15 protein-coding genes and 1 pseudogene are annotated in these 22,831 nt (G+C 49.3%); 8 read left to right on the top strand and 8 right to left on the bottom strand.

Annotated elements, in window-relative coordinates:
* The first annotated feature begins 465 nt into the window (after positions 1-465).
* Positions 466-1,956: a hypothetical protein gene (locus O71_RS03515; RefSeq protein WP_007653277.1), complete on the top strand. Its 1,491-nt coding sequence runs from the start codon at positions 466-468 to the stop codon at positions 1,954-1,956.
* A 353-nt stretch (positions 1,957-2,309) separates the two neighbouring features.
* Positions 2,310-7,439, top strand: coding sequence for a T9SS type A sorting domain-containing protein (locus O71_RS23055; RefSeq protein ID WP_081490428.1), 5,130 nt, complete (start codon positions 2,310-2,312; stop codon positions 7,437-7,439).
* Between the two features lie 73 nt (positions 7,440-7,512).
* Here the strand turns inward: O71_RS23055 and O71_RS03530 are convergent, their stop codons facing one another.
* A complete protein-coding gene (locus O71_RS03530) occupies positions 7,513-9,402 on the bottom strand; it encodes a CocE/NonD family hydrolase (RefSeq protein WP_007653283.1) in 1,890 nt (629 codons plus the stop codon).
* 153 nt (positions 9,403-9,555) lie between these two features.
* Between O71_RS03530 and O71_RS03535 the strand changes: the two genes are divergently transcribed.
* Positions 9,556-9,900: a hypothetical protein gene (locus tag O71_RS03535; RefSeq protein WP_007653284.1), complete on the top strand. Its 345-nt coding sequence runs from the start codon at positions 9,556-9,558 to the stop codon at positions 9,898-9,900.
* Positions 9,901-9,932: 32 nt separating this feature from the next.
* On the top strand, positions 9,933-10,181 hold the full coding sequence (locus O71_RS03540) for a hypothetical protein (RefSeq protein WP_192811627.1): 249 nt from the start codon (positions 9,933-9,935) through the stop codon (positions 10,179-10,181).
* A gap of 3 nt (positions 10,182-10,184) precedes the next feature.
* On the opposite strand, the gene O71_RS03545 is transcribed toward O71_RS03540, so the two are convergent.
* Entirely contained in the window at positions 10,185-10,661 is a 477-nt protein-coding gene (locus tag O71_RS03545) for a DUF2459 domain-containing protein (protein ID WP_369750870.1), read from the bottom strand.
* Positions 10,657-10,812, bottom strand: a pseudogene (locus O71_RS27000) (urease-associated protein); the annotation flags it as partial. The pseudogene O71_RS27000 and the gene O71_RS03545, both read right to left, overlap by 5 nt.
* 273 nt (positions 10,813-11,085) lie before the next feature.
* Here O71_RS27000 and O71_RS03555 point away from each other — a divergent pair.
* The 4 genes from O71_RS03555 (at position 11,086) to O71_RS23660 (ending at position 16,095) form a co-directional block, all read left to right on the top strand.
* Entirely contained in the window at positions 11,086-13,644 is a 2,559-nt protein-coding gene (locus O71_RS03555; RefSeq protein ID WP_155800478.1) for a M14 family metallopeptidase, read from the top strand.
* A 297-nt stretch (positions 13,645-13,941) separates the two neighbouring features.
* Entirely contained in the window at positions 13,942-14,337 is a 396-nt protein-coding gene (locus O71_RS03560; RefSeq protein ID WP_007653289.1) for a DinB family protein, read from the top strand.
* A gap of 101 nt (positions 14,338-14,438) precedes the next feature.
* Positions 14,439-15,878, top strand: coding sequence for a DASS family sodium-coupled anion symporter (locus tag O71_RS03565; RefSeq protein ID WP_040573553.1), 1,440 nt, complete (start codon positions 14,439-14,441; stop codon positions 15,876-15,878).
* A gap of 34 nt (positions 15,879-15,912) precedes the next feature.
* Entirely contained in the window at positions 15,913-16,095 is a 183-nt protein-coding gene (locus tag O71_RS23660; protein WP_155800480.1) for a hypothetical protein, read from the top strand.
* 683 nt (positions 16,096-16,778) lie between these two features.
* Here O71_RS23660 and priA read toward each other — a convergent pair.
* The 5 genes from priA to O71_RS03580 form a co-directional block, all read right to left on the bottom strand.
* Positions 16,779-19,310 (bottom strand): primosomal protein N', encoded by a 2,532-nt coding sequence (priA, locus tag O71_RS03570; protein WP_007653293.1) that lies wholly within the window; start codon positions 19,308-19,310, stop codon positions 16,779-16,781.
* 272 nt (positions 19,311-19,582) lie between these two features.
* Positions 19,583-19,837: a hypothetical protein gene (locus O71_RS27005; RefSeq protein ID WP_369750867.1), complete on the bottom strand. Its 255-nt coding sequence runs from the start codon at positions 19,835-19,837 to the stop codon at positions 19,583-19,585.
* The gene (locus tag O71_RS27010; protein ID WP_369750868.1) at positions 19,825-20,928 is read right to left on the bottom strand and encodes a thioredoxin domain-containing protein; all 1,104 of its coding nucleotides are present in this window, start codon (positions 20,926-20,928) and stop codon (positions 19,825-19,827) included. The genes O71_RS27005 and O71_RS27010 overlap by 13 nt, the downstream gene beginning before the upstream one ends.
* Positions 20,929-20,954: 26 nt before the next feature.
* Complete coding sequence (locus tag O71_RS27015) at positions 20,955-21,644, bottom strand: thioredoxin domain-containing protein (protein WP_369750869.1); 690 nt, start codon at positions 21,642-21,644, stop codon at positions 20,955-20,957.
* A 123-nt stretch (positions 21,645-21,767) separates the two neighbouring features.
* Entirely contained in the window at positions 21,768-22,754 is a 987-nt protein-coding gene (locus O71_RS03580) for a GSCFA domain-containing protein (RefSeq protein WP_040573555.1), read from the bottom strand.
* Between the last annotated feature and the right edge of the window lie 77 nt (positions 22,755-22,831).

Consider the following 22,831-nt stretch of genomic DNA (forward strand, 5'->3'; position numbering starts at 1 on the left):
AAACTGGATTATAAGAATTAAAATTAGTAATTTTTATATCTTAATCATGAAACCTTTATAATTAATAAAGGTAATAAGCTGTTAAGAACCCTACTCTAACCCTATTAGCCAGTGAGTGTATTTAATGATTATCTGTCGAAATCAGTCTGTGACATCGTAGCAGCTATGGTTATAGCCGCTATGCCGGACATTTCTTTGTCCCTTATAAGCCCACCAAAATGACGTTGCCTGGCTTTCTGTGCCTGCTGGGCCAGTAAAAGCCTTTGCTAACCAGGTAACTCCCTCAAAGAGTCCTGCACCTCCCTCCGAAGCTCTGTAGAGCCTTCGCATGATCCCTATTGCCTTTTGTAACCGAAAACAAGCACCGAAACCCTAATAGCGTGCTCGCCACTCACCTTAAATTTTGAGTATATGAGAAAGAATTTTACGCAATTGATTAGTAGTGTTACCCGATCCAAAAGCTTTATGATCGCCCTCACCAGCCTGATGATTTTGGCTGGGTCTGTGTATTTGATGGCGGCTGTGGGTGTGACTACCACTGCAACAACACCTCTCATAATATCTGCAGATAGAGCAAGTAATTCAGTCAATCCTATTGGAGGTCTGTTTACTACAATAGCCTCCATCAACTTCAGAGAAGGTGTCAACACAGATTTTGGAAGCAGTAACACTATAGAGCTCAATGCTCCTGAAGGCTGGGAATTTTATTCTGTTACTCAACATGGTGTTACCGCTGTTGGTAGACAACTAGAACAGGGAAATGCTACAATCAACGCTACAGTAGTAAGTGTTTCCTCCTCTAAAATAATTGTGAACTACAGCGGGGCAGCTACTAATAAAATTGAGGAAGTAACAATTGGGAACATAAAGATAAGAGCTGTTACAGGAGCCTCTGCACCGGAAACAGTTCATATCACAGCAACAGGGGGATTATTCTCTAATCCTGTCAATGCGGTTACTATAAACCATGTAGCAGGAGCAGCTACAAAGCTGTCTTTTGAGCAGCAGCCCACTGCAACCGATATATACACTGCCATTTCTCCTGCACCTACAGTCCTGATTCAAGATCAGTTTGGTAATACTGTTACCAATGCTACAAATAGTGTATCTCTTGCGATAGGCAACAACCCTGGTGGAGGTGTTTTGACAACTGGATCAGCCTCTCGCACAAGCGGAGTCGTAACATTTAACAACTATAGCATTGATGCTTCTGGAACAAACTATACACTAATAGCTTCGGCAACGGGGTTAGAGTCAGCAACGAGCTCTACTTTTGCTGTTAACAGTACCGCTCCTGAATTAACGTCAATTGATACAGGTTGCTTTACCATTGGGACTGGGGAAAAAACCATAACGCTGCGCGGCTCTAACTTTGCCCGTAATGCAACGGGGCGTATCGGTAATAGTATAAGACCTACTACTTTCATAAGCACAAATGAATTAAGGATGATCTTGCTTGAGTCTGATGTTGCGGTGGCTGGAAATAAATCTATCAATGTACTTAACCCCAGTCCGACAGCAAGCTCCTCTACTAGTCAGAATATAGTGGTTCATAATATTATAGAAAATCTTATAATTTCTGGAAGTACTGTTAGTCCAATGTGTACTGGATCTAGCAGAACATATAGTGGACCTGCAGATTATACAGATTATGAGTGGTCTGTAACAGCTGGAGCTACTATGGTATCTGAGAATGCTACTTCTAATACCTTTAGAATTAGATACGATGATGTTGCGCCTGCTTCGGGTAAAGTCACTATTACTGTCAAAGCAAAAAATCCATGCGGTGTTGTGAGTTCACAATCTTTTGATATTTTAGTGAACCAAACGCCTCCAGATATAATCACCTACGACACTCCGATAATTTTCTGTGAAGGTGGATCAGTTACTTTGAAGGCGCTGAGGCTCCGGCAGGAGAGGAGGCATACGGCTACCAGTGGCTATTTAATGGAGTAGATATTCCAAATGGAACAGCCCCTACATATACAGCTACGGAGGCAGGTGGCTATAGGGTTAGGGTAACTGCGGCCGATCCTAATACTTGTAGCAATTTATCCTCTACAGTTACTGTGTCTATTACCTCGCCGTTAACGCCAGGAGAAATTACAGGAAACGCAACATATTGCCAAGGTGCCTCTGCCATAGCTCTAACAGCTACAGCAGGAGGAGGAACTTACAACGATGGCAACTCCACTCGCCCCAAAACTTATAAATGGGAACAAAGTGCTTCGACAAGCGGACCCTGGGCAGATGCCTTTGGGACTAACACCTCAGCTAATTACACTCCTTCTACTGAAACAGCCGGCACCATGTATTACAGAAGAACGGTATACGCTGGCGGTTGTGAGAATACGACTGCCCCTTTTGCAGTGACGGTTACGCCTGAGATCTTAGATAACGCTGTGTCCGGCACTCAGACCGTCTGTTCTGGCAGCCCGATTGCTGTGCTGGACGGTGCGCAAGCAACAGCAGGGAATGAAGCTATAGATTATCTTTGGGAACAAAGTGCTACCGGCGCCAGTGGCTCTTGGGAGCCAGCAGAAGGCACAAATAATCAGGAAGACTATCAGCCCGCTACCCGTACTGTAGATGTAACAAGTACTATACATTATCAGAGAAGGGTGAAGGCCGGTGAGTGTACTACATACAGTAACAGAATATCTGTTAAAGTTACTGCTATGCCTGTTGCCACAATTACACAAGGCGAGAACACCTATTTCTGCCCTCCAGGGACAGCAGTACTATCTGCTCAAGCGGTTACTGGTTATACCTATAAGTGGTATAGAGTAGTTGAGGGGGGAGATGATATTGAAGTTGGTGATGATCGAGTCATCAACGTGGGAAGACTAGGTGAGGAGAGTGCAATTGATAAATACTATGTAGTTGCAACTCAGGTAACAGATGGGAATAGCTGTTCAACAACTTCAGGCCTTATCACAGTACAGGAAACGGTAGTAGACAATAACATTCTGAACACTGGAAATCAGACAGTATGTTATGGGGCCACACCTGATGTGATTTTAGGGACTAATGCAAGATCAACGTTAGGCGAGGTTCTATATCAATGGCAGTCAAGTTTAACCGAAGATGGAACATACTCCAATATATCTGGTGCTACAGATATAAACCTGGCTTTAGGAGCACAAACCGCTGAGCGCTGGTATCGCAGAAGAGCTACTGTAGGGAGTTGCTCAATTTATAGTGATCCTATTGCTGTGTTTGTAAAGGAGCAAATTGTAAATACTCTTACTTCGGCTAACCAAATCATTTGTTTGAACAATCCTGCTCAAACCATAACTGGCAATCCTGTCACTGGTGGTGACGGCCCTACATCCTACACTTATACTTGGTACCAGCGTACAGGTACTGGAGATTGGGAAATAGCGCCAGGAGTTAACAATCTAGAGAGTTATACCCCACAAGTATCCGATGTGGCAGGTACATACTCCTTCAGACGAGATGTCGTGTCTGGTAGCTGTACACCTGTAGCGAGTAATTTAGTTACAGTTACTGTACAACCTGCCATAGTAGGCAATATGATTGGTGGTACAGAAATATACTGCCTAAATGCTACTGCCACCACACTTGGGACAGTAGGGGGTACCTTGAGTGGTGGAAGTGGCTCAGGATATACTTATACCTGGCAAGTACGTGTGGGGGAGAGCGGAACCTGGACAACCATTGGAACTGCTACTTCTTCTACCTATAGACCGCTTACCACGACAGCTGGAGATTTCTTTTACAAGCGAATTGTTAATTCTGGAGCATGTATTGGTGCAGAAAGCAATGAGTTTAAAGTAACTGTGCTGCCAGCCATTGTTAATAACCTGAACGGACCAGATAGCTATAGTTACTGCCAAAACACGACTGCCACTGAAATTGTGGGTAATGTAGATGGAGGCGATGGAGCTAATTATACCTACTTATGGCAAAGAAGCGCTAATGGTACAACATCTTGGTCTTCGGCAGCTGGTATAAACGATCAACCAAACTATACGCCTATCATTACGAGTGCAGGTACAAATTACTACAGACGTACCGTAACATCTGGCCCTTGTACAACAGCTATAGCAAGTAATGTGATTTCAGTAACAGTTATACCTGCCATTGCTAATAATACCTTGGGCGGGGCATCATCTGTTTGCTTCAACTCTCAACCAGGAATGGTGACAGGTACACTGCCTACTAATGGGAATGGTGCCTATAACTACCTGTGGGAACAAAGCACAGACGGTGGAGATACTTGGGTAGCTGCTGTAGGTACAAATAATGAACAGAATTACCAACCACCAGTATTAACTGTAACTACGCAGTACAGGAGAACTGTGAACGCGGGTACTTGTTTGCCAAGCATATCTGCTCCTCGCACAGTAACAGTTATACCTCTACCTACTAAGCCAGTTATCTCAAACCTCACGAAGAGTGTCTACTATTCAGGTGAAACCGCATTCAACCTATCAGTATCTCCTTCTAATTCAACTGGCCGGTTCATTTATGAAAAGCGGGATGATGTTACTAACAACTACACTGAGGTAAGCAGGGTATCAAGTGCTTCTTTCAACCCCTGTAGTTTGGAGCCGGGTACATACCGAATTTCTTACACTTATACTTCGGGGGGCTGTACCAATACCTCTGATCCAATTACGGTGACAATAAGACGTTCTGAGTATAGAGTAGTTATTGAAGCAAAACCATTCCCAACGTGTAGAGGCCAAAACACTACTTATAGAGCTGTAGTCTACCGTGACGTGGAATCAATAATTTATCCATATCTAACAAATGCTCAGGGCCAACCAGTGGATGAGAGAGGAGCTCTTCTACCGGCTAGAACTTATCCTATACCTAATCCAGCATACCCTTTCCCGGCAAATGCTCCAAAAATATTAATTGATAATGCCTATCGCTATTATCAGCCGATTGTAAATGGTGGTGTAGTAGTTAATGCTGGAGATAAAGGCGGAGACAAGACGAACAAATTTATTTACGAATGGACTAAGAACTTTGCAAACTACCCATTTGGCAACACGGTGGAAGCTGGAAATGCTGGTCTTTCATCTGAAGATTACTATGCAGTTTCGATTTATGCTAATGATAATTCAAATACTTGCATTACAGCTCTTCCTCAGAGTAGTCCACAATGGTCAAACCGAACATATACAGCGGCTCCAATTAATTATATAGTCGATTTAGAAGCCGATAGAACAACTATATGCCAGGGTAACTCAGTTACGATGACTGCTAACTTAGATGCAGCCTTTGATTTCTGGAAGGACATTCAGCTTACACTCTATTGGATGCACAAACGTGGTACTACAATTACTGAACTCGGTTCAACAGTTTATGAAACTGGTTTAGAAGTTCAATATACTACTACCGGTCCTAGTGATGGTCTACAGAATGGTGATGTATTATATGTTGAATTTAGCTCTGTGATAGACAGGCAAAATGATGTTAGTAGCAAGTGTTCCAGAGGCTTTACAACGAATGAAATTGCTATTACAGTAGTCGGTCAGCAAACGATGAATGGAGGAGGCGCTTACTGCGAAGGAGGGGGTGGAGTAACGGTTGGTATAGCGGGTTCACAACAAAATGTGTTCTATCAACTGATGCTCGACGGTCAACCTGTTGGTAGTCCTGTGGCAGGTACTGGAGCAGCTATGACCTTTGGTAACCAGAAAGTGGCTGGTTCCTATACAGTAGAGGCTTTGGCTAACACTAGTGCAGCTGCTTGTCTAACTTACGGACCCGTGAATGTGTATGTCACGCCGCAGCCTGTTGAGCAAACACTTACAGCAGCCAATAATGGAGAATACTGTGCAGGAGGTGCTGGTGTAGCAATTACACTTAGCGGATCAGAAAGTGGTGTTAAGTACCAGTTACAGCGAACAGTGAATAATTCAACTACAAACGTTGGTCAAGAAATTTTAGGCAATGGAGAGCCGATTGTGTTCCCAAATCAGACAGATGCTGGTGAATATCGTGTATTGGCCACCACGGTAGCACAGGATGGAACAGTAGCTGCCTGTCCGCTGCCAATGGGCAGTGCAACTATTACCATCAATCCTATACCTACCGTTTCCGTTAACAGTCCGTCAACTTGTGCGGGAACGCCTGTAGAGGTAACTGCTACTCCAGTTATAGGTACGGCTCCGTTCTCTTATACCTGGACAGTACCAGCAGGGTGGTCAGGACCTGCTCCAACGACAGCAAGCTTCATGACTACAGTGCCAGGTACCTACACTGTAACTGTGACAGATGGAAAATCTTGTACCATGAGTGCACCTGTTAGCACTACAGTGGTTGTGAAAGAGCTGCCAACCGTAACGGTAAATAGTCTTACAATGTGTGCAAATGACGAGCCTGCAACTATAGAAGCAGTAGCTAGCAATGGTTCAGGTAATTACAACTATGCTTGGACAGTGCCAGCCGGAGTTAGTAATCCCGGTGACGTAGCATCATTTACTACTAAGGTTGCTGGTGACTACACGGTACGTGTGACTGATACTGAATCATGTACGAGTGAACCAGTGATCGGAACAGTGACGGTTACCCCTATGAAAACTACAGTCGCGAAAATTACCGCAGAGAATGCTAATGGGCCAATAGAGGAACCGGCGAATCCAATTGGCATTAACGAGCCAGTTACTTTTAAAGTATTAATGCAGCCAAGCGTAATTTCATCTGATATTGTACGATACAGGTGGTCAGTGGGCAGCCTTGCATCAGATATCTGGACTGTTAAACAAACAGGCGAGAGTGACCAATTTGAGATGACACCTACAACTACTGAACCTTTTGATGTAAAAGTTGAAGTCTTAACTATTGCGTCTGCCTGCTATATTCCAATAGTAGCCTTTACAGAACAACCCATCATCCCTCTCCCAGTAGAACTCCTCTACTTCAACGCCACCAAACGCGGCTCCGATGTAGTGCTGGATTGGGCGACGGCTTCGGAGCAGGACAACAAAGGATTCGAGGTGCAGGTGTCGAGTGATGCGAAGACTTTCAGAGTGCTGGGCTTCGTGGAGTCGAAAGTGAATACGACCAGCCTGAAGCAGGTATACAGCTTCGTGGACAAAGAGAATGGCAAGCAGGGCGTGCGTTACTACCGACTGAAGCAGGTGGACCTGGATGGCAAGGTTGAGTTCTTCAACATCAAGGCAGTTCACTTCGATGAAGTTTCGGTGAACAAAGTGAAGGCTTATCCGAACCCATTCCACTCGGAGGTGGAACTGAGCATCGATGCGGAACTGGACGGAGAGCTGCAGATCACGGTAACCACGGCCACAGGCCAGCAACTGCTGCAGCGAAGCGTGCAGGTGGCGAAGGGAACCAACATCGAGAAGCTCACACTTGATCCAAACCTGCCACGTGGGGTGTACATCATCTCAACCCGCATGGGCGATTTCAACAGTCATTTCAAATTACTCAAACAATAGACTATTAGGGTTTAATAAGAAAACCCCGGGTATTTTACCCGGGGCTTTTATTTTTTATACCTATAGCATTTGCTTAGAGCACCTTCACCTTCAGACTGGTCGGCTGCTGTGGTGAGTGGTATACCTTATGCGTAGCCTTGATGAAGTCTTCCTCATTGGCCTCAAAAATATTGTCTACATATTTCTGCGGGTTACGGTCTACCAGCGGGAACCAAGTACTCTGGATCTGCACCATGATGCGGTGGCCTTTTTTGAAGGTATAGAGCACATCCTGCAATTCCACATTGACAGCTGCCACTTGGTTAGGTACAAAAGGCTCCGGTTTTTCAAAGCTGTTGCGGAAGCGGCCGCGAAACACTTCGCTGCGCACCATCTGCTGATAACCACCCATCGGTTTGTTCTGCTGGTGTGTGTAGGCCTGGTGGTCGTCTGGGTATACGTCGATCAGCTTCACCACCCAATCGGCGTCAGTGCCGGTAGTGGCTACTTTCAGCTGCGCTAGTATCTCGCCTGCCAGTGTGATGTCCTCCGTCAGCACATCGGTCTGGAAAGTCAGCACATCGGGGCGACGGCTGGCGAAACGCTGATCATCGGTCATGTATTCGCGGGTCATACCAGTGGCAACGGCTTCGGTAAATGGTACCGGCTTGGCCGGGTCGCTGATGTACTCGCTGGCTTCGACTGTACCTGCTTCGGGCGCTTCGAAGCTCATCTTGCCATTGGCGTGCAGATATAGCGTTTTCTCCTGAACAGCCTTCGGTGGCCAGGTCTCAAACTCGCGCCATTGGTTGGTGCCGCCTTCAAACATGATGGCCTCCGGCAGTTTTACCGGGTTATTTGCATCATTCTTCAGGTAATGAGTAAAGAACTTAGCCTCTACGTCCTGCTGATACCAGGGCGAGTGCGCCTGCCCAAAATGTACGTTGCCGATGCTGCTGCCGTCACCGCGGGCCCAGCCACCGTGCACCCATGGCCCCATTACCAGCATGTTGGTTAGTTTTGGGTTGTTCTTTTCGATGTGCTGGTAGATTTTGAGCGGACCGTACAGGTCTTCGGCATCGTACCAGCCGCCAACGGTCATTACGGCAGTGCCTTTCAGGTTTTTGAGGTGTGGCAGAATGTTGCGGTCCTGCCAGAACTTGTCGTAGTTGGGGTGTGCGGCCATCTCGTTCCAGAAAGCCACTTTGTCTTTATAGTATACCTCGTTTGCATTCTTCAGCGAACCCATGCGCATGAAAAACTCATAACCATCCGGAGTGCCGTGGTCGAAACGGGGATTGCGGTTTGGGGTAGGTTCCGGACGGGGCAGACCGAAGCTGGCCAGGAAATTAAAGGCATGCGGAAGAAAGAAAGCGCCGTTGTGATGGAAGTCATCCCAGAACCAGTCTGCAATCGGGGCCTGTGGTGACACGGCCTTGAGCGCCGGGTGATTGCTCATCAGACCAGCAGCCGCGTAAAAGCCGGGATAGGAGATACCCCACTGTCCGACACGTTTGTTGCTGTTCTTGAGGTTCTTCGTGAGCCACTCCACAGTGTCGTAGGTGTCGGTGCTTTCGTCTATGGCCTTCTTGCCTTTCTTATTAGGCACATGCGGGGTCATGTTCACAAAAGTGCCTTCCGACATATAAGCGCCGCGTACATCCTGGTACACAAAGATATACCCGTCGCGCATCATGGTTGTGCTGGGGCCAAGGGAGGTCTTGTAACCTTCTTTGTATGGGCCAGCCGAATAAGGGGTGCGGTTGAGCATGATCGGGTACTTTTTGCTCTGATCTTTTGGGGAGTAAACCACGGTGTAAAGCTTTTTGCCATCGCGCATCGGTACCTGGTACTCCTGCTTGGTGTAGTTTTCCAGGATAAAGAGGGAGTCCTGGTTGACCCGCTGGGCAAGTGCCTCACCCGCATACAGCCACACGGCCAGCAGCAGGAAAAACGCTCTTAAGTAAAGGGTGTTTTGTCGCATTGGAAGAGGTTTATGTTTAATGAAGATTGTTTTTCTGCCTGAATATAGCCATTCCGGCGTATAAGTAATAAAGCGTGCTTTTAGATTTTGACCAGGGCAGGATTATAGGAGAAGCTATTTTATAAAATCACATCAACTTTAAGGAATGAGCATATGGAAAACCGTTTACATCCCACCGATTACGAAGAGGGACGACCACCAAAGCGACCTTACCATGAAAACAGGTTGGTTACGCAACTGAAGAAGCCTGCCGTGTTTATTCCTTTACTACTGACACTTGCTTTTCTGGTCATTCTTCTGTTCATCAACTCCTCTAAAAATACACAGCTCAGCGAAGCCCGGGAACAGGCAGCGCAGGAAAGGGAGGCAATTGTCACGCAAGCCAATCAGCGGGTATCCGAAAATACTACTTATTTCCTACGAACGCTGATGATCCCTTTTTCGTGGTCTGTGAGGTCGGCAATGTTGTCGAGGAATATGGAGCAGGTGGATCAGTAACTGTATGCGTTTGTGCAGGAGCCTAAATTGAATTGGTGCTATTGGCTGACAACAGTGGGAAGATCATCAGCACTACAAACCAGAAGTATAAAGGGGAATTGTTTGCAGATCATTTTCAATCCTCACTACTACAGGCAGAAGCCATTACGTTGGATACGAGTGACTCCACCAGCATTAAAGTAGCTGCGCCCATCATGGGGCTCAACTCAAAATTAGGGACGCTCTATACAGTCTACACGCCGGATAAACCCATCACAGCGGACGGAGAAGAGACTAAGTAGAATCTACTCCCGCACCTGCCGCATCACCACAAATGAAAAAGGAGCCCATAAAGCGGCCCTGTGGCCCATGGCTTTGAGTCCGCCGTTTACCCAGCTGTTGCAGGTCTTGAAGAGGTGGAACTTGCCGTTTGCTTCGTAAAAGTTGTCGCGTGAATGGTAGCCTCCGCCTTCGATCAGCAGAAACTCGCCGTTGGCCCGCTGCTGAAAACTGTCCATGATATACTGCACCAGCGCCTGGTACTGCTCCTGACTTATGATCACGGGCTGCTGGTATCTGTTTTGCCGGAGTGGTTTGGCGATATACTCCACGTGCATGGCCGTGCGGGTGGGCCAGAAGAGGGAGGTGATGGCAGTGGTAAGGGTGAGGTCTTTCCACTCGGGTGTTTCCATGTAAAACTGCCGGTCGCCCAGCCGAAGCCACGTGGGTAAAGGAGCTGTCGGCGCCGGAGAAGTCCTGCACGTACAGCTTATCGCGCCAATCTATGATATCGGTTTTGACGGGAAGCACCAGGTCCGTGTGCACACCATTGTCGGTTACGAAGATCTCTATACCTTCGGTGGTTTGGGCGTAACTGCTGTTGACAGGTATACTGCCAAGCGTAAGTCCGGCCAGTATGTAGAGTACGGTCATCAGGCCAGTCCTGCCAGAAATGCCAGGAAGCCTTTGCCGGTCTTTCGCCAAAACAGATACATAGCTATAGGTACGCACATAAAGAGTTTGATGTCAGGTACAGAAAATAAACCGAAGCCCGCCTGCTAAAATTCCCCCTTGGATAGTCTACTCTTCTCCGGATCATTGTATAGACAGGCTTTGTAGGTATAAAATTGTCAAATTCAGCTTTTTTGCGCAGATTGTACCTTTATTTCCTTTACCATCAACATACCTTCTTTTAAGCAATTGATCATGCAAAACACAATGAAGCGATTGTTCGCTTTTGCCCTCGTGTTGCTGAGTTTGCAGACGGTCCTGGCACAGCAGCAGGCCTTACAGACACCGGCGCAATTCCTGGGCTATACCCTGGGCGAAGAATTTACAACGCATGCCCGCATCACGGACTATGTAAATTACCTGGCACAGCAGGCCCCGAACCGCATTCGGGTGCAGGAATATGGCAAAACCTACGAGGGCAGGCCTCTGCTGCTGGCTTATGTGGCCAGCGACGAAAACCTGCCACGCCTCGAGCAAATCCGGGAGAATAACCTGCGTCAGGCAGGTATAGCCAACGGACAGGTGCAGGGCAAGCAGCCGGCTATACTTTGGATGAGCTACAACATCCACGGCAACGAGTCGGTGAGCAGCGAGGCCGTGTTGCAGGTGCTTTACGACCTGGTAGACCCAAACAATCAGCAGACGAAGCAGTGGCTGGAGAATACCGTAGTGATCCTGGATCCGTGTGTGAATCCGGATGGGCGTGAGCGCTACGTGCAGTGGTACAAGCAGACGCAGAACCGGGGAGGCAATGCGTCGCCGTATGCCTGGGAGCATTATGAGCCCTGGCCGGGCGGCAGACCCAATCACTACTATTTTGACCTGAACCGCGACTGGGCCTGGCAGACACAGATTGAGTCGAAGCAGCGTATGGCGCAGTATAACCAGTGGCTGCCGCAGGTACACGCCGACTTCCACGAGATGGGACCGGATCAGCCGTACTATTTCTCGCCAGCCGCCAAGCCTTTGCACGAGAGCATCACGCCATGGCAGCGCGATTTTCAGTATACCATCGGCGACTACAACCGCCAGTATTTCGACCAGAATAACTGGCTCTACTTCACCCGCGAAAACTTCGACCTTTTCTACCCAAGCTACGGCGATACCTGGCCTACCTTTAACGGCGCTATCGGGATGACCTACGAGCAGGGCGGCTCCGGTCGTGCCGGTCTGGCCTACAAGAAACAGGACGGCGACACGCTCACCCTGACGGATCGTATCGCCCATCACCACATCGCCAGTATGGCTACGCTTCAAGCGACCGCCGAGAAAGCAGACCAGCTCACGCAGGAGTTCCGCAAGTACTATGACAATAACCTGAAGAAGCCGGGCGGTGACTACAAGACCTTCGTGTTCCGGGCCGACGACCGCAGCGCCGGCAACCTGAAGGCGCTAACAAACTATCTGGACCAGCAGCAGATCCGGTATGGTTATGCGGGCAAGAGCAGCTCGTCCAGAGGTTTTAATTACGCCACTGGCAAAGAGGAAAGTGTGCGAGTGAATCAGAATGACCTGGTGGTGAGCATGTACCAGCCGAAATCTACGCTGGTGAAAGTGCTGTTCGAACCGAACTCTAATCTCGAGGATTCGCTGACCTATGATATCACTTCCTGGGCCATGCCTTATGCCTTTGGTTTGCAGGCGTATGCTTTGAAGAGCCGTCTGGAGCCAGGCAACCAAAAGCCAGCCACAGTAGCCAATGCTATTTCGGTCGAGCGGCCATTCGCCTACCTGGCCCGCTGGAACAGTCTGCAGGACGTGAAGTTCCTGACCGAGCTGATGGCACAGAAGGTAAAGGTACGTATGTCAGAGAAGCCTTTCGAGATGGATAACCGCCAATATGATGCGGGTACCCTGATCATCACCCGCACCGGCAACGAAGGGATGGGCGACAAACTGGACGCTGTGGTGCGTGCTACAGCCGAGAAACATGGCATCACCCTACAAGCTTCCACGACAGGCTTTGTGAGCAGTGGTGCCGACTTCGGATCGGGTAGCGTGCGCTTCCTGAAGATGCCAAAGGTAGCACTTATGTCAGGTGAGGGGGTGTCACCTTACGCTTTTGGTGAGATCTGGCACTACTTCGAGCAGCAGATCGGCTACCCGGTGACGGTGCTTGGCACCAGTTATTTCGGAAATGTGCCGCTGCACGAGTTTGATGTACTGATTTTGCCTGCCGGATCTTACGGCCGTGTGCTGAACGAGCAGGCGCTGGAGCAGGTGAAAAACTGGGTGCGCGGCGGCGGCAAGCTGATTGCCCTGGAGAGTGCCGCTGGTTTCCTGGCCGGTAAGAAGGACTTCAATCTGCAGAAGAAAAACGGTGGCGAAGCTGCTGAGAAAGAGAAAGCCAAGGAAACGAAAGAAGACCCATACCGTCTGCTGCGTGCCTACGGCGACCGTGAACGCGATGCCATTTCAGAAGATGTGCAGGGCAGCGTGTTCCGTGTGAACCTCGACAAAACCCATCCACTGGCTTTCGGCTACGGCGATACCTACTATGCCCTGGTTCGCACTTCCGACACCTTCAGCTTCATGAAAGACGGCTGGAACGTAGGGGTGCTCAAGAAGGACAACTATGCTACCGGTTTCGTAGGTGCCAAAGCGAAAGAGCGCCTGAAAGATGCCCTGATCTTGGGTACGCAGCCGATGGGCAGAGGGCAGGTAGTATACCTGGCTGACAACCCGCTGTTCCGTGGTTTCTGGCACAACGGCAAGTTGCTCTTCGGCAATGCCGTGTTCCTGGTGGGGCAGTAATCATTGCGCTGACTTACCAATTAGTAATAAAGGAGTTATACTTTTACAAAAGCAGCGGCCTGACTTCAGTGAGTCAGGCCGCTGCTTTTTATTTGCAACGCATATTAGGATACGCGTATAATTTGTACCTTCACGTATACCTATAATCCTATTACCAAAACCCAAAACTATGGATAAGATGATCAGTGCGCCTAATCCAGCTGAATACGACGAGTTCTTCAATAGCTATATTGCAATGCCAATACTGATGACCTGCTGTCTGCTCTGGCCGCTAGCGAAGAGTACATTGTCAACTTCATGCTTTCGCTTAAAGAGCAGCAGTTAAACCACCGCTACCAGCCCGGCAAGTGGTCGATCAAGGAGATGCTGGTGCACATGGCTGATACCGAACGCATATTTGCTTACCGTGCCCTCTGCTTCGCCCGCAATGATAAGACGGAGCTGCCCGGATTTGACGAAAATGCCTATGCAGAAAATAGTAAGGCAGATACAAGACAAATAACGTCCATTTTGGCTGAGTATGCCGCTGTCCGCCAGGCCACTATCGAACTGTTCAAAGGATTCGATGACGAGATGCTGAACCACACAGGTATAGCCAGTGGCCGTAGCGTATCAGTCAGAGCGCTGGGTTTTGCAATTCTGGGGCACGAGATCCATCATCTCAACATCATCAAGCAGCGTTACCTGGTCTAACCCAAACTATTGAAGAGCAGGCAGGTATAGCTTCATTCTTTTTGCCCAATCCTATTGCGTAGATCTGCTGCTTCTGCAGGTTTATCGCTATATTTATAACCATGACTTTAAGCAGAAGAAACATAGGTTTGCTGCTGGCGCCTCTGCTGGCTGTTATCATGTGGTGGCTGACCGGTGGACTGGAGCCCCAGGCCCGGAAGGTGGCGACCATCATGGTGTTCTGCCTGGCTTTCTGGATGACTGAGGTGATTCCGCTCTCAATGACTGCCTTCCTGGGAGTGGTTATGGCCATCCTGACAGGTATAGCCGATATCAATACGGCTTTCCAAAACCTCGGGCACCCTATCATCCTGCTCTTTATCGGTAGCTTTCTGCTGGCCCGCTCCATGACCCGCCACGGCCTCGACAAACGGATTGCCCTCTTTATTCTGTCCCGAAAAGTTTTCCAGAAAAGCCTGTTCAGCATGTTTCTGGGCTTCTCGCTGGTGTCGTACGTGCTGTCGATGTGGGTGAGCAACTCCGTGACGGTGGCCATGCTGCTGCCGCTCATGATTGGGGTGTTACAACTCATTCAGGAGCCTGAGTCACGTAAGAGCCCTGCGCCTTTCTTTCTGTTAGGTATTGCCTACAGCGCCTCTATCGGGGGCGTCAGCACGATCATCGGTTCGCCTCCCAACCTGATTGGGGTGAACTACCTGGCCAAAGAAGGCATCAGCATTGATTTTCTGCAGTGGATGATGATGGCGTTGCCCATCTCGCTGAGTATGTATGCCTTTATGCTGCTGTACGTACGCTGGTTCCTCAAGAAGTTCAGGTTCAGTGCGGAAGGTATAAGAGCTTACGTGGAAGAACACACGCATACCCAACCTCCCATTTCGAAAGGCGAGCAGATCACAATGGGTGTGTTTACACTGGCGGTGGTGTTGTGGTTGAGTCCGGGCGTGTTTAATCTGCTAGGCATGGAGGCGGCCTATACCTTCATGAGCACCTATTTTGCTGAGAGCACGGTGGCGGTACTGGCTGCGCTGCTGCTGTTCCTGATCCCGCCGGGGCAGGAGAATGGGGGAGAGGGTACGCTGACAGCGGGTGACCTGGTGAAGATAGACTGGGACACGATCCTGCTGTTTGGGGGGGGGATGGCACTAGGGCAACTGGTAGTTACTTCAGGACTCGCCGATGTGATCGGAGCAGGTATAACCTCTTTTATTGATCCGGGGCAGCTGATCATACTTGTGTTTGTGTTGGTGGGCGGCGTGCTCATGCTGACCGAAGTGAGTTCCAATACAGCGATTGCCATCACCTTTGTCCCAATCATTATCGGTATACTGAACCAGTTGCAGCTGCCGGAGCTATACCCTGTACTGGGCGTAGTAGTGGCCTGCTCCATGGCCTTTATGCTACCTGTAGCAACACCTCCCAATGCCATTGTGTACGGAAGTAAGCAAGTACCTATCAGCACAATGGTGAAAACAGGCCTGGTTCTCAATCTGGTAGGCACGGTCGTCATTACAGCCTGGGTTGTTTTCTATTTATCTCTCTGATTTTATACCTTGTAATTCACCCAATAATAAGCTTATGCCTAATCAACGAATATTCAGAATTTTGCTTGCCATCGCCTGCTTTGTGTTTGCAGGTGTAAAAGGCTGGCAGATCATACAGGGAGAGTACGAATGGATGGACATCTTTTTCCTGATCGCTTTTCTGGGCTTTGGGATCATGTATGTGCTGCTGCTGAACAAGAACAAACCGCAGCAATAGGGGGGTAAAAAAGAGAAAAACCTGAAAGTTAAAAAATGTCTTGGTAGGCATTCCCAACTTTCAGGCTTTCAACTTTTAGCCAAAGGTACTCTTTATACGCCCCTGATTTTAGCAGGGTTACAGATGCTTTCAAAAAAGTAAAATATTTTTTTGAGTAGTTCGTTAGATCATTATTTTGTGATTCCGGGACATCTCAGTGTACAATTTTGTCGAGAATCGCTGTCTTCAGATGTAGGTTTATAGGGTATGACTTCGTAGCTGCTGTTGTTCATAAAGCCAGCTGGTTGTACATTTTCATGTTCTCTTCTTTGTCGAGGCCCCAACCTCCAAGGAGGACTTTAAGCTTCTGCAGTTTGGTTTGCTAACTTACTCTACACACCCCTGCCCCCTTCAAAGGGGGAATTAGCCACTGCCAATCAGCAGGTACAAGAACTGTAGGCTCTGTTGCAACTGTCACATACCACTGGTAGGTATTGTAAGACTAACTTGCACGGCAGTTATAGAACAGATAGCCTAGCCAGGTGCGCCCTTTGACACTCCACTGTTCGAGCGTTCAGCGAGTTTGGAGGGTCTTGACCTTTTTGCTTACTTTTTGTGTCAAGACAAAAAGTAAGGCCCGCCCGGCCAGGGCAAGCTATGAAACAACTCGGGTTGCTATACCTGCAAAAGTAGATAATATTAGATTAAGCCGGATCCACATCCGCAACCACCCTCACCCCCTTAAAATCAGGCAAGAGATACAGCTGCTGTATCACCTTGGCAATCGCCTGTTTGGCAGCTCTTAGGTTAACATTCTCCCGCGGCAGCTTCACATGGATCTCATTCAGGAAAAGATTCCGGATCTTAAAGATATACGGCACTTCAGGCCCCAGCACCAGCTGCGCACCCAACTGATCGGTCAGGTCCTTAGCTAGCACAATAGCAGCATTTTCGGAGATCTTCTCATCAGCATGCTTTACCGTGATGCGGATCATGCGGGTAAAAGGAGGATAACCAAATCGCATGCGCTCCTCTATTTCGTGCTCGTACAGTGAAGTATAGTCGTTGCTGTGCACCTTGCGGAAGATCGGTTGTAGCGGGTCGCGGGTCTGGATCAGCACCGTACCCGGCTTGCCTTTGCGGCCGGCACGACCGCTCACCTGCACAAAAAGCTGATAGGCCCGCTCATGCGCCCGGAAATCAGGGAAGTGGATGATGCTGTCGGCGTTGAGTATACCTACCAGACTCACGTTCTCAAAGTCCAGGCCTTTGGTCACCATTTGGGTACCGATCAGCACATTGGTTTTGCCGCTCTCGAAGTCGGCGATGATCTGCTGGTAGCTGTTTTTCTTCTTGGTCGTGTCCAGGTCCATGCGCTGTACCTCGGCGTTTGGCAGCATCAGCTTCAGGTCATCTTCCACCTTCTCGGTACCGAAGCCCATGCTTTTGAGCGTGGTAGCGCCGCAAGCCGGACAGTCGTGCGGCATGCGCTCGTGGTAGCCGCAGTAGTGGCAGCGCAGTTCGTTGTTATACTTGTGGTAGGAGAGACTCACAGCACAGTTCCGGCACTTGGGAATCCAGGAGCACTCGTCGCAGCTGATAAAAGGGGCATAGCCACGGCGGTTCTGGAACAGGATCACCTGCTCGTGTCGCGCCAATCGTTCCTCAATGGCGATGACCAATTTACCCGAGAAGTGATTGTGCATGTTCTTGCGGTGCTGCTCCTCCCGCACGTTGATCAGCTCAATAGCAGGCAGCTGCGCCTCCCCGAAACGTTTGCTCATCGTCACCAATCCCCAGCGGTTGGTCTTGCAGTTATAATAGGTCTCGATGGAAGGCGTAGCCGAGCCAAGCAGCGTCTTTGCCCCCTGCAGGTGCGCCATCATCAGGGCCGTTTCGCGAGCGTTATACCTTGGGGCCGGGTCATACTGCTTATAACTAGGCTCGTGCTCCTCGTCGACAATGATAAGCGACAGGTTATGGAAAGGCAGGAACACCGCCGAGCGTACGCCCACCACCATCTGGAATCGGCCGGAAAGCACGCCCTGCCATACCTCAGCCCGCTCATTGTCAGAGAATTTGGAATGGTAAATTCCCAGCTTATCGCCAAACACCTTCATCAGACGCGTTACAATCTGGGCGGTGAGCGCAATTTCTGGTAGCAGGTATAGCACCTGTCCGCCTGCCTCCAGCGCATGTTTGATCAGGTCGATGTATACCTCAGTTTTACCACTGCCCGTTACGCCGTGCAGCAGCACCGTGTCTTTCTCTTTAAAAAGGCCCAGTATCTCGTCTTTAGCCTGCTCCTGGTGCTCTGATAGCTTCATGGGCTGCAACGGCACCGTATTATCCACAGGGAAGCGGGATATGATCTGGTCAAACTGCTCCAGCACGCCTTTTTTGATCAGCGAGTCGATGGATGACTTGGAAAGGTGCGGGTTGTTTGCCAACGCACTTTTCTCTATACCTGCCGCATTGAGGTGGATGTTCTGATGCACCGGCACCTTCTGCAGGTAGTTGAGCAGGATGTCGAGCTGCTTAGGTTTGGTTGCCAGCTGGTTAAACAACTCCTCCAGCATTCCTTCTTCCTGTACAAAATGCTCTGTCAGACGGATCTTCTTCACCACTTTGGGGGAAAAGCGGTCGCTCACCTGCTCAAATATGATGATCGCCTCTTTCTGGATCAGCGATTTGATGTACTTGTGGTAGCTCTTCACCTGTAGCAGGTTGCCTATTTCGGTAAAGGTAAGCGCCGGGTTTTGCTGCAGGGCGTAAATGATCTTAACCTCCTGCGAGGCCAGAGGTATGTCGTCTTCTTCAGGGTTAAAGTGCGGGTGCAGCTGTATGCGCGACTCGCTGCTGAGCTTGAGTGCCGAGGGTAGGGCCGCATTGATCACCTCACCGATGGTGCACATGTAGTAGTCCGCGATCCAGCGGAAGAGCTTAAGCTGCGGAGCTGTCACGATCGGTTTGTCGTCCAGTACATCCAGAATATACTTTGCCTGATAGTCGGCAGGGGCATTTTCATGGATGTCGGCGACGATGCAGCTGAGTACCCGTTTGGCTCCGAACTGCACAATCACCCGGGCACCCACCAGCACCTCGTCGTTCATTTCGAAGGGAATGCGGTAGGTATAGAGCTTGGGCAGCGGCAATGGCAGAATCACGTCAGCAAAAAGGGTGACGCGGTCCACGGCCGGCTCCGGCGGGTAATTGAAATTGAGTAACTCAGACAAGGGCGCAGGTATAGGTTGTACATGCAAATGTCGCAAAAAAGCATGTAAATCCCGAGGCTTTGTAGGAGAGAGGTTATGCCTCATTATGGCTATACCTGAATAGCTTGCGTATTCAGGACTTCAATGCTATCTGTTCAAGATTTAACGAATTTTGTTGTCATTTCGACCAGAGAGAGAAATCTGGGATAACATTATTCATCATTCAGATTTCTCCCTCTGGTCGAAATGACATGATAATGCTTGAGTTAACCCTGATGTCAATAGTCCTCTACTTACAGCGACGGAAACTTGGGCTCCTGCCCTGAACTCTTCTGTAACTGCTCCAGAGCCTCTGCCGCCGTGTGTACCGGCAGCTGACAGGTTTTGTTATAGCACACATACACTGTCGTTTTTCCATTGATAGCGCTGCGATCCTTCAGTAGGGGTAGCTCACTCTGGCTTTCAGTACCGGCCAGCAGCATGTTCGGGATGTAGAACGAACTGAGTTCAGAGCGCATCTCCGGAGCCAGATGTCCTACGATGGCCACTTCGGCGGTTGGTTGCAGTTTGTGGAAGCAGAGGCTGGCCCAATTGCCATGTGGCCGGGTTCTTTTACAACCAGCTCTTTTACCTGCGATAGCATGGTGTCGGAGAGTTGCTGGTAGCGCTCCTCGTCAAAATACAACCCCAGCAGGTATAGGTTGGTGGCCATCACGGAGTTGGAGGAAGGAATCACATTGTCGAGCAGTTCTTTTTTGCGGGCCACCAGTTTCTCTGCGTTCTGGTCGGTGAAAAAGAACAGCTGCTCCTGCTCATCGAAGAAGTTGGCTAAGGTATAGTCCGTCAGCTGCCTGGCCTCCTGCAGGTATTTCTCGTCAAAGGTGATTTCGTATACCCGGATCAGTGCCCGGATCAGCAAAGCGTAGTCTTCCAGGAAAGCGTCAATAGAAGCCGTTCCTTTCTTATAGTTGCGGTATAGCTTGTCGCCCTGCTTCAGGTGCTGCAGTAAGAAATCAGCATTACGGACAGCCAGATGCAGAAAGTGCTTGTTTCCGAAGGTATAGTAAGCATCAGCCAGGCCCTTGAGCATGATGGCGTTCCAGGAGCAGAGGATCTTGTCGTCCAAACCCGGCCGGATGCGCTGTGATCTTACTTCCATCAGCTTCTCTTTCCAGGTCTTGACCATTTCCTCCAGCACCTCCAGCTCCAGTTCGTTTTCCTTAGCAAAGTGCTCATCACTGATGCGGCGGTGCAGGATATTCTGCCCATGCTCAAAATTGCCGGTAGTAGTCACATGGTAGTATTTCGCCAGGATGGGCTCCTCTTCTTTGAACAGGTCCTGCAGCTCTTTGCGCGTAAACACATAAAATTTACCCTCCACACCTTCGCTATCAGCATCGAGCGATGAATAAAAGCCGCCTTCTTCGCTCATCAGTTCACGTTCTGCAAAGGCAATCGTTTCATACACAACATCTTTGTAGAGCGGTTCCTTGGTCAGCTGATAAGCTTCTGAATAAAGACTGATCAGTTGGCCGTTGTCGTACAGCATTTTCTCGAAGTGCGGTATCAGCCATTTCTCGTCAACCGAGTAACGGGCAAATCCCCCACCGATCTGGTCATAAATACCGCCGTAGGCCATTTCATGCAATGTGAGATTCAGGTGCTTCAGTGCTGCATCGTCTTGGGTGTGATAGTAGTAGCGGAGCAGAAACAGGTAATTGGCCGGCGTCGGAAACTTCGGTGCTTTGCTAGTCCCCCGTACTTTTTGTCGAACTGCCTGGCTAGGTTGCGATACATTTCCTCAAACTCCTCCTCACTTGGTGCTGACTGGCTTTGGGATAAGCCAAACCTTTGCAATTCACTCAGGTTGAGGTGCTGCACAAACTGCTCAGCCGATTTGTCGAGCTCCTGTCGGTTTTTCTTGTAGGCCTCAGAGATATTGAGCAACAGGTTTACCCATTGCTGCGGCGTAAAATAGGTGCCGCCATAAAACGGCTTGGCTTCTGAGTTCAGGAAGACATTAAGTGGCCAGCCTCCCTGCAATCCCATCGCTTGTAAGGCATCCATGTGCACTGCATCCACATCAGGGCGTTCTTCCCGGTCTACTTTGATGCATATGAAGTGCTTGTTCATCACTTCGGCAATTTTTTCGTCTTCGAAGGACTGATGCTCCATCACATGGCACCAGTGGCAGGCGGCGTAGCCGATGCTTACCAGGATGGGTTTATCTTCCTGCTTGGCTTTCAGGAGTGCTTCTTCGCCCCATGGATACCAATCCACCGGGTTATAGGCATGCTGTAGCAGGTAAGGGCTACTCTCGTTAATCAGTCTGTTCGGATTTCTGTCTTTGGCCATCGTCATTTCTTTTGCAGGCTGTTAGCACTCTATACCTACGGTCAGGGCTTGCAAAAGTATGCTTGGGGCATCTGGATTATCTCTGGAGAAGGGCAGGAGTGAGGGTATAGTGATCCTGTTGGACTACTGCTGATTTGTGAGCTGCTGTATAAGGCTTTGTTCTTCTTCTGCCGTATCAATGCCATACCTGCTATTGAGCTGTCTAAGCTGGGCAATGGTGTTTTTCAGGAATTTCTGGTGCGCCTCGGAGGCTGGGTGAAATGGCCGGTGGGACAGGGCCCGTCTAATCTTTTCCCATTCCTGCAGAAAATCTCTGAACTCCTGATTCAGGTATGCCAGCGCAAATTTTTCCCAGATGTAATCTTCCGCTACCTCAGTCGGGTGCACCATGTCGCGCCCATAGAAGCGGTAGTCGCGCAGGTCGTCAAGCATGATCTCGTAGGCGGGAAAGTACCGCACCTGCTTCTGATTTGCTGTCAACTGGTGACAAAGCACCCGCAAAATGGATTTGCTCACGCTGTTAATTTCGATTGTTTCCTTGATATGCCGCACCGGGCTCACCGTCAGCAGTACCTGCAGACTTGGGTTGAACTGTTGCAGCTGCTCAAGCGTGCTCTCCATGTCCTGCTGCAGTGTATCGAGTGGCAGTAACTCCCTGTTAAAATTGCGCGCCGGTATTTTGTGGCAGTTAGCCACCACCTCACCTGAACTCAGTAGCCGATAACCTACGGACGTACCCAGCGTGATGATCAGGAGCTTAGCCTGCTGCAGTGCCGTGCGGGTAGTGTCCAGGAGGCCTGTGATGGTAGTAATTAGCTCGTCGCGGCTAGAGGAAGAGAGGGAGGAGTGCAGGTCGTAGGCATACCAGATACCGTTGTGCTGCACCAGGTTCTTATCAAAATCACGTTGCTGGCTTATAGCACCACGGAGCAGCTTGCTAACTGAAAGCGAATTAAAGATAGTCCCAAACGGATTAACTACTACCTGCGCCTTGCTATCATGCAGCCGCCTGCCTATTACCTCAGCAAAGCAGGAACCAATAGTCATGATACCATCCTGTAATGAAAGATCAAGGCCGCTGGCGGGTACATGTACTTCGGTCCGGAACATAGGTATAGGTATAGGTATAGGTATAGGTATAGGTATAGGTATAGGTATAGGTATAGGTATAGGTATAGGTATAGGTA

The sequence above is a fragment of the Pontibacter sp. BAB1700 genome (genome assembly GCF_000277005.1).
Taxonomy (GTDB): domain Bacteria; phylum Bacteroidota; class Bacteroidia; order Cytophagales; family Hymenobacteraceae; genus Pontibacter; species Pontibacter lucknowensis.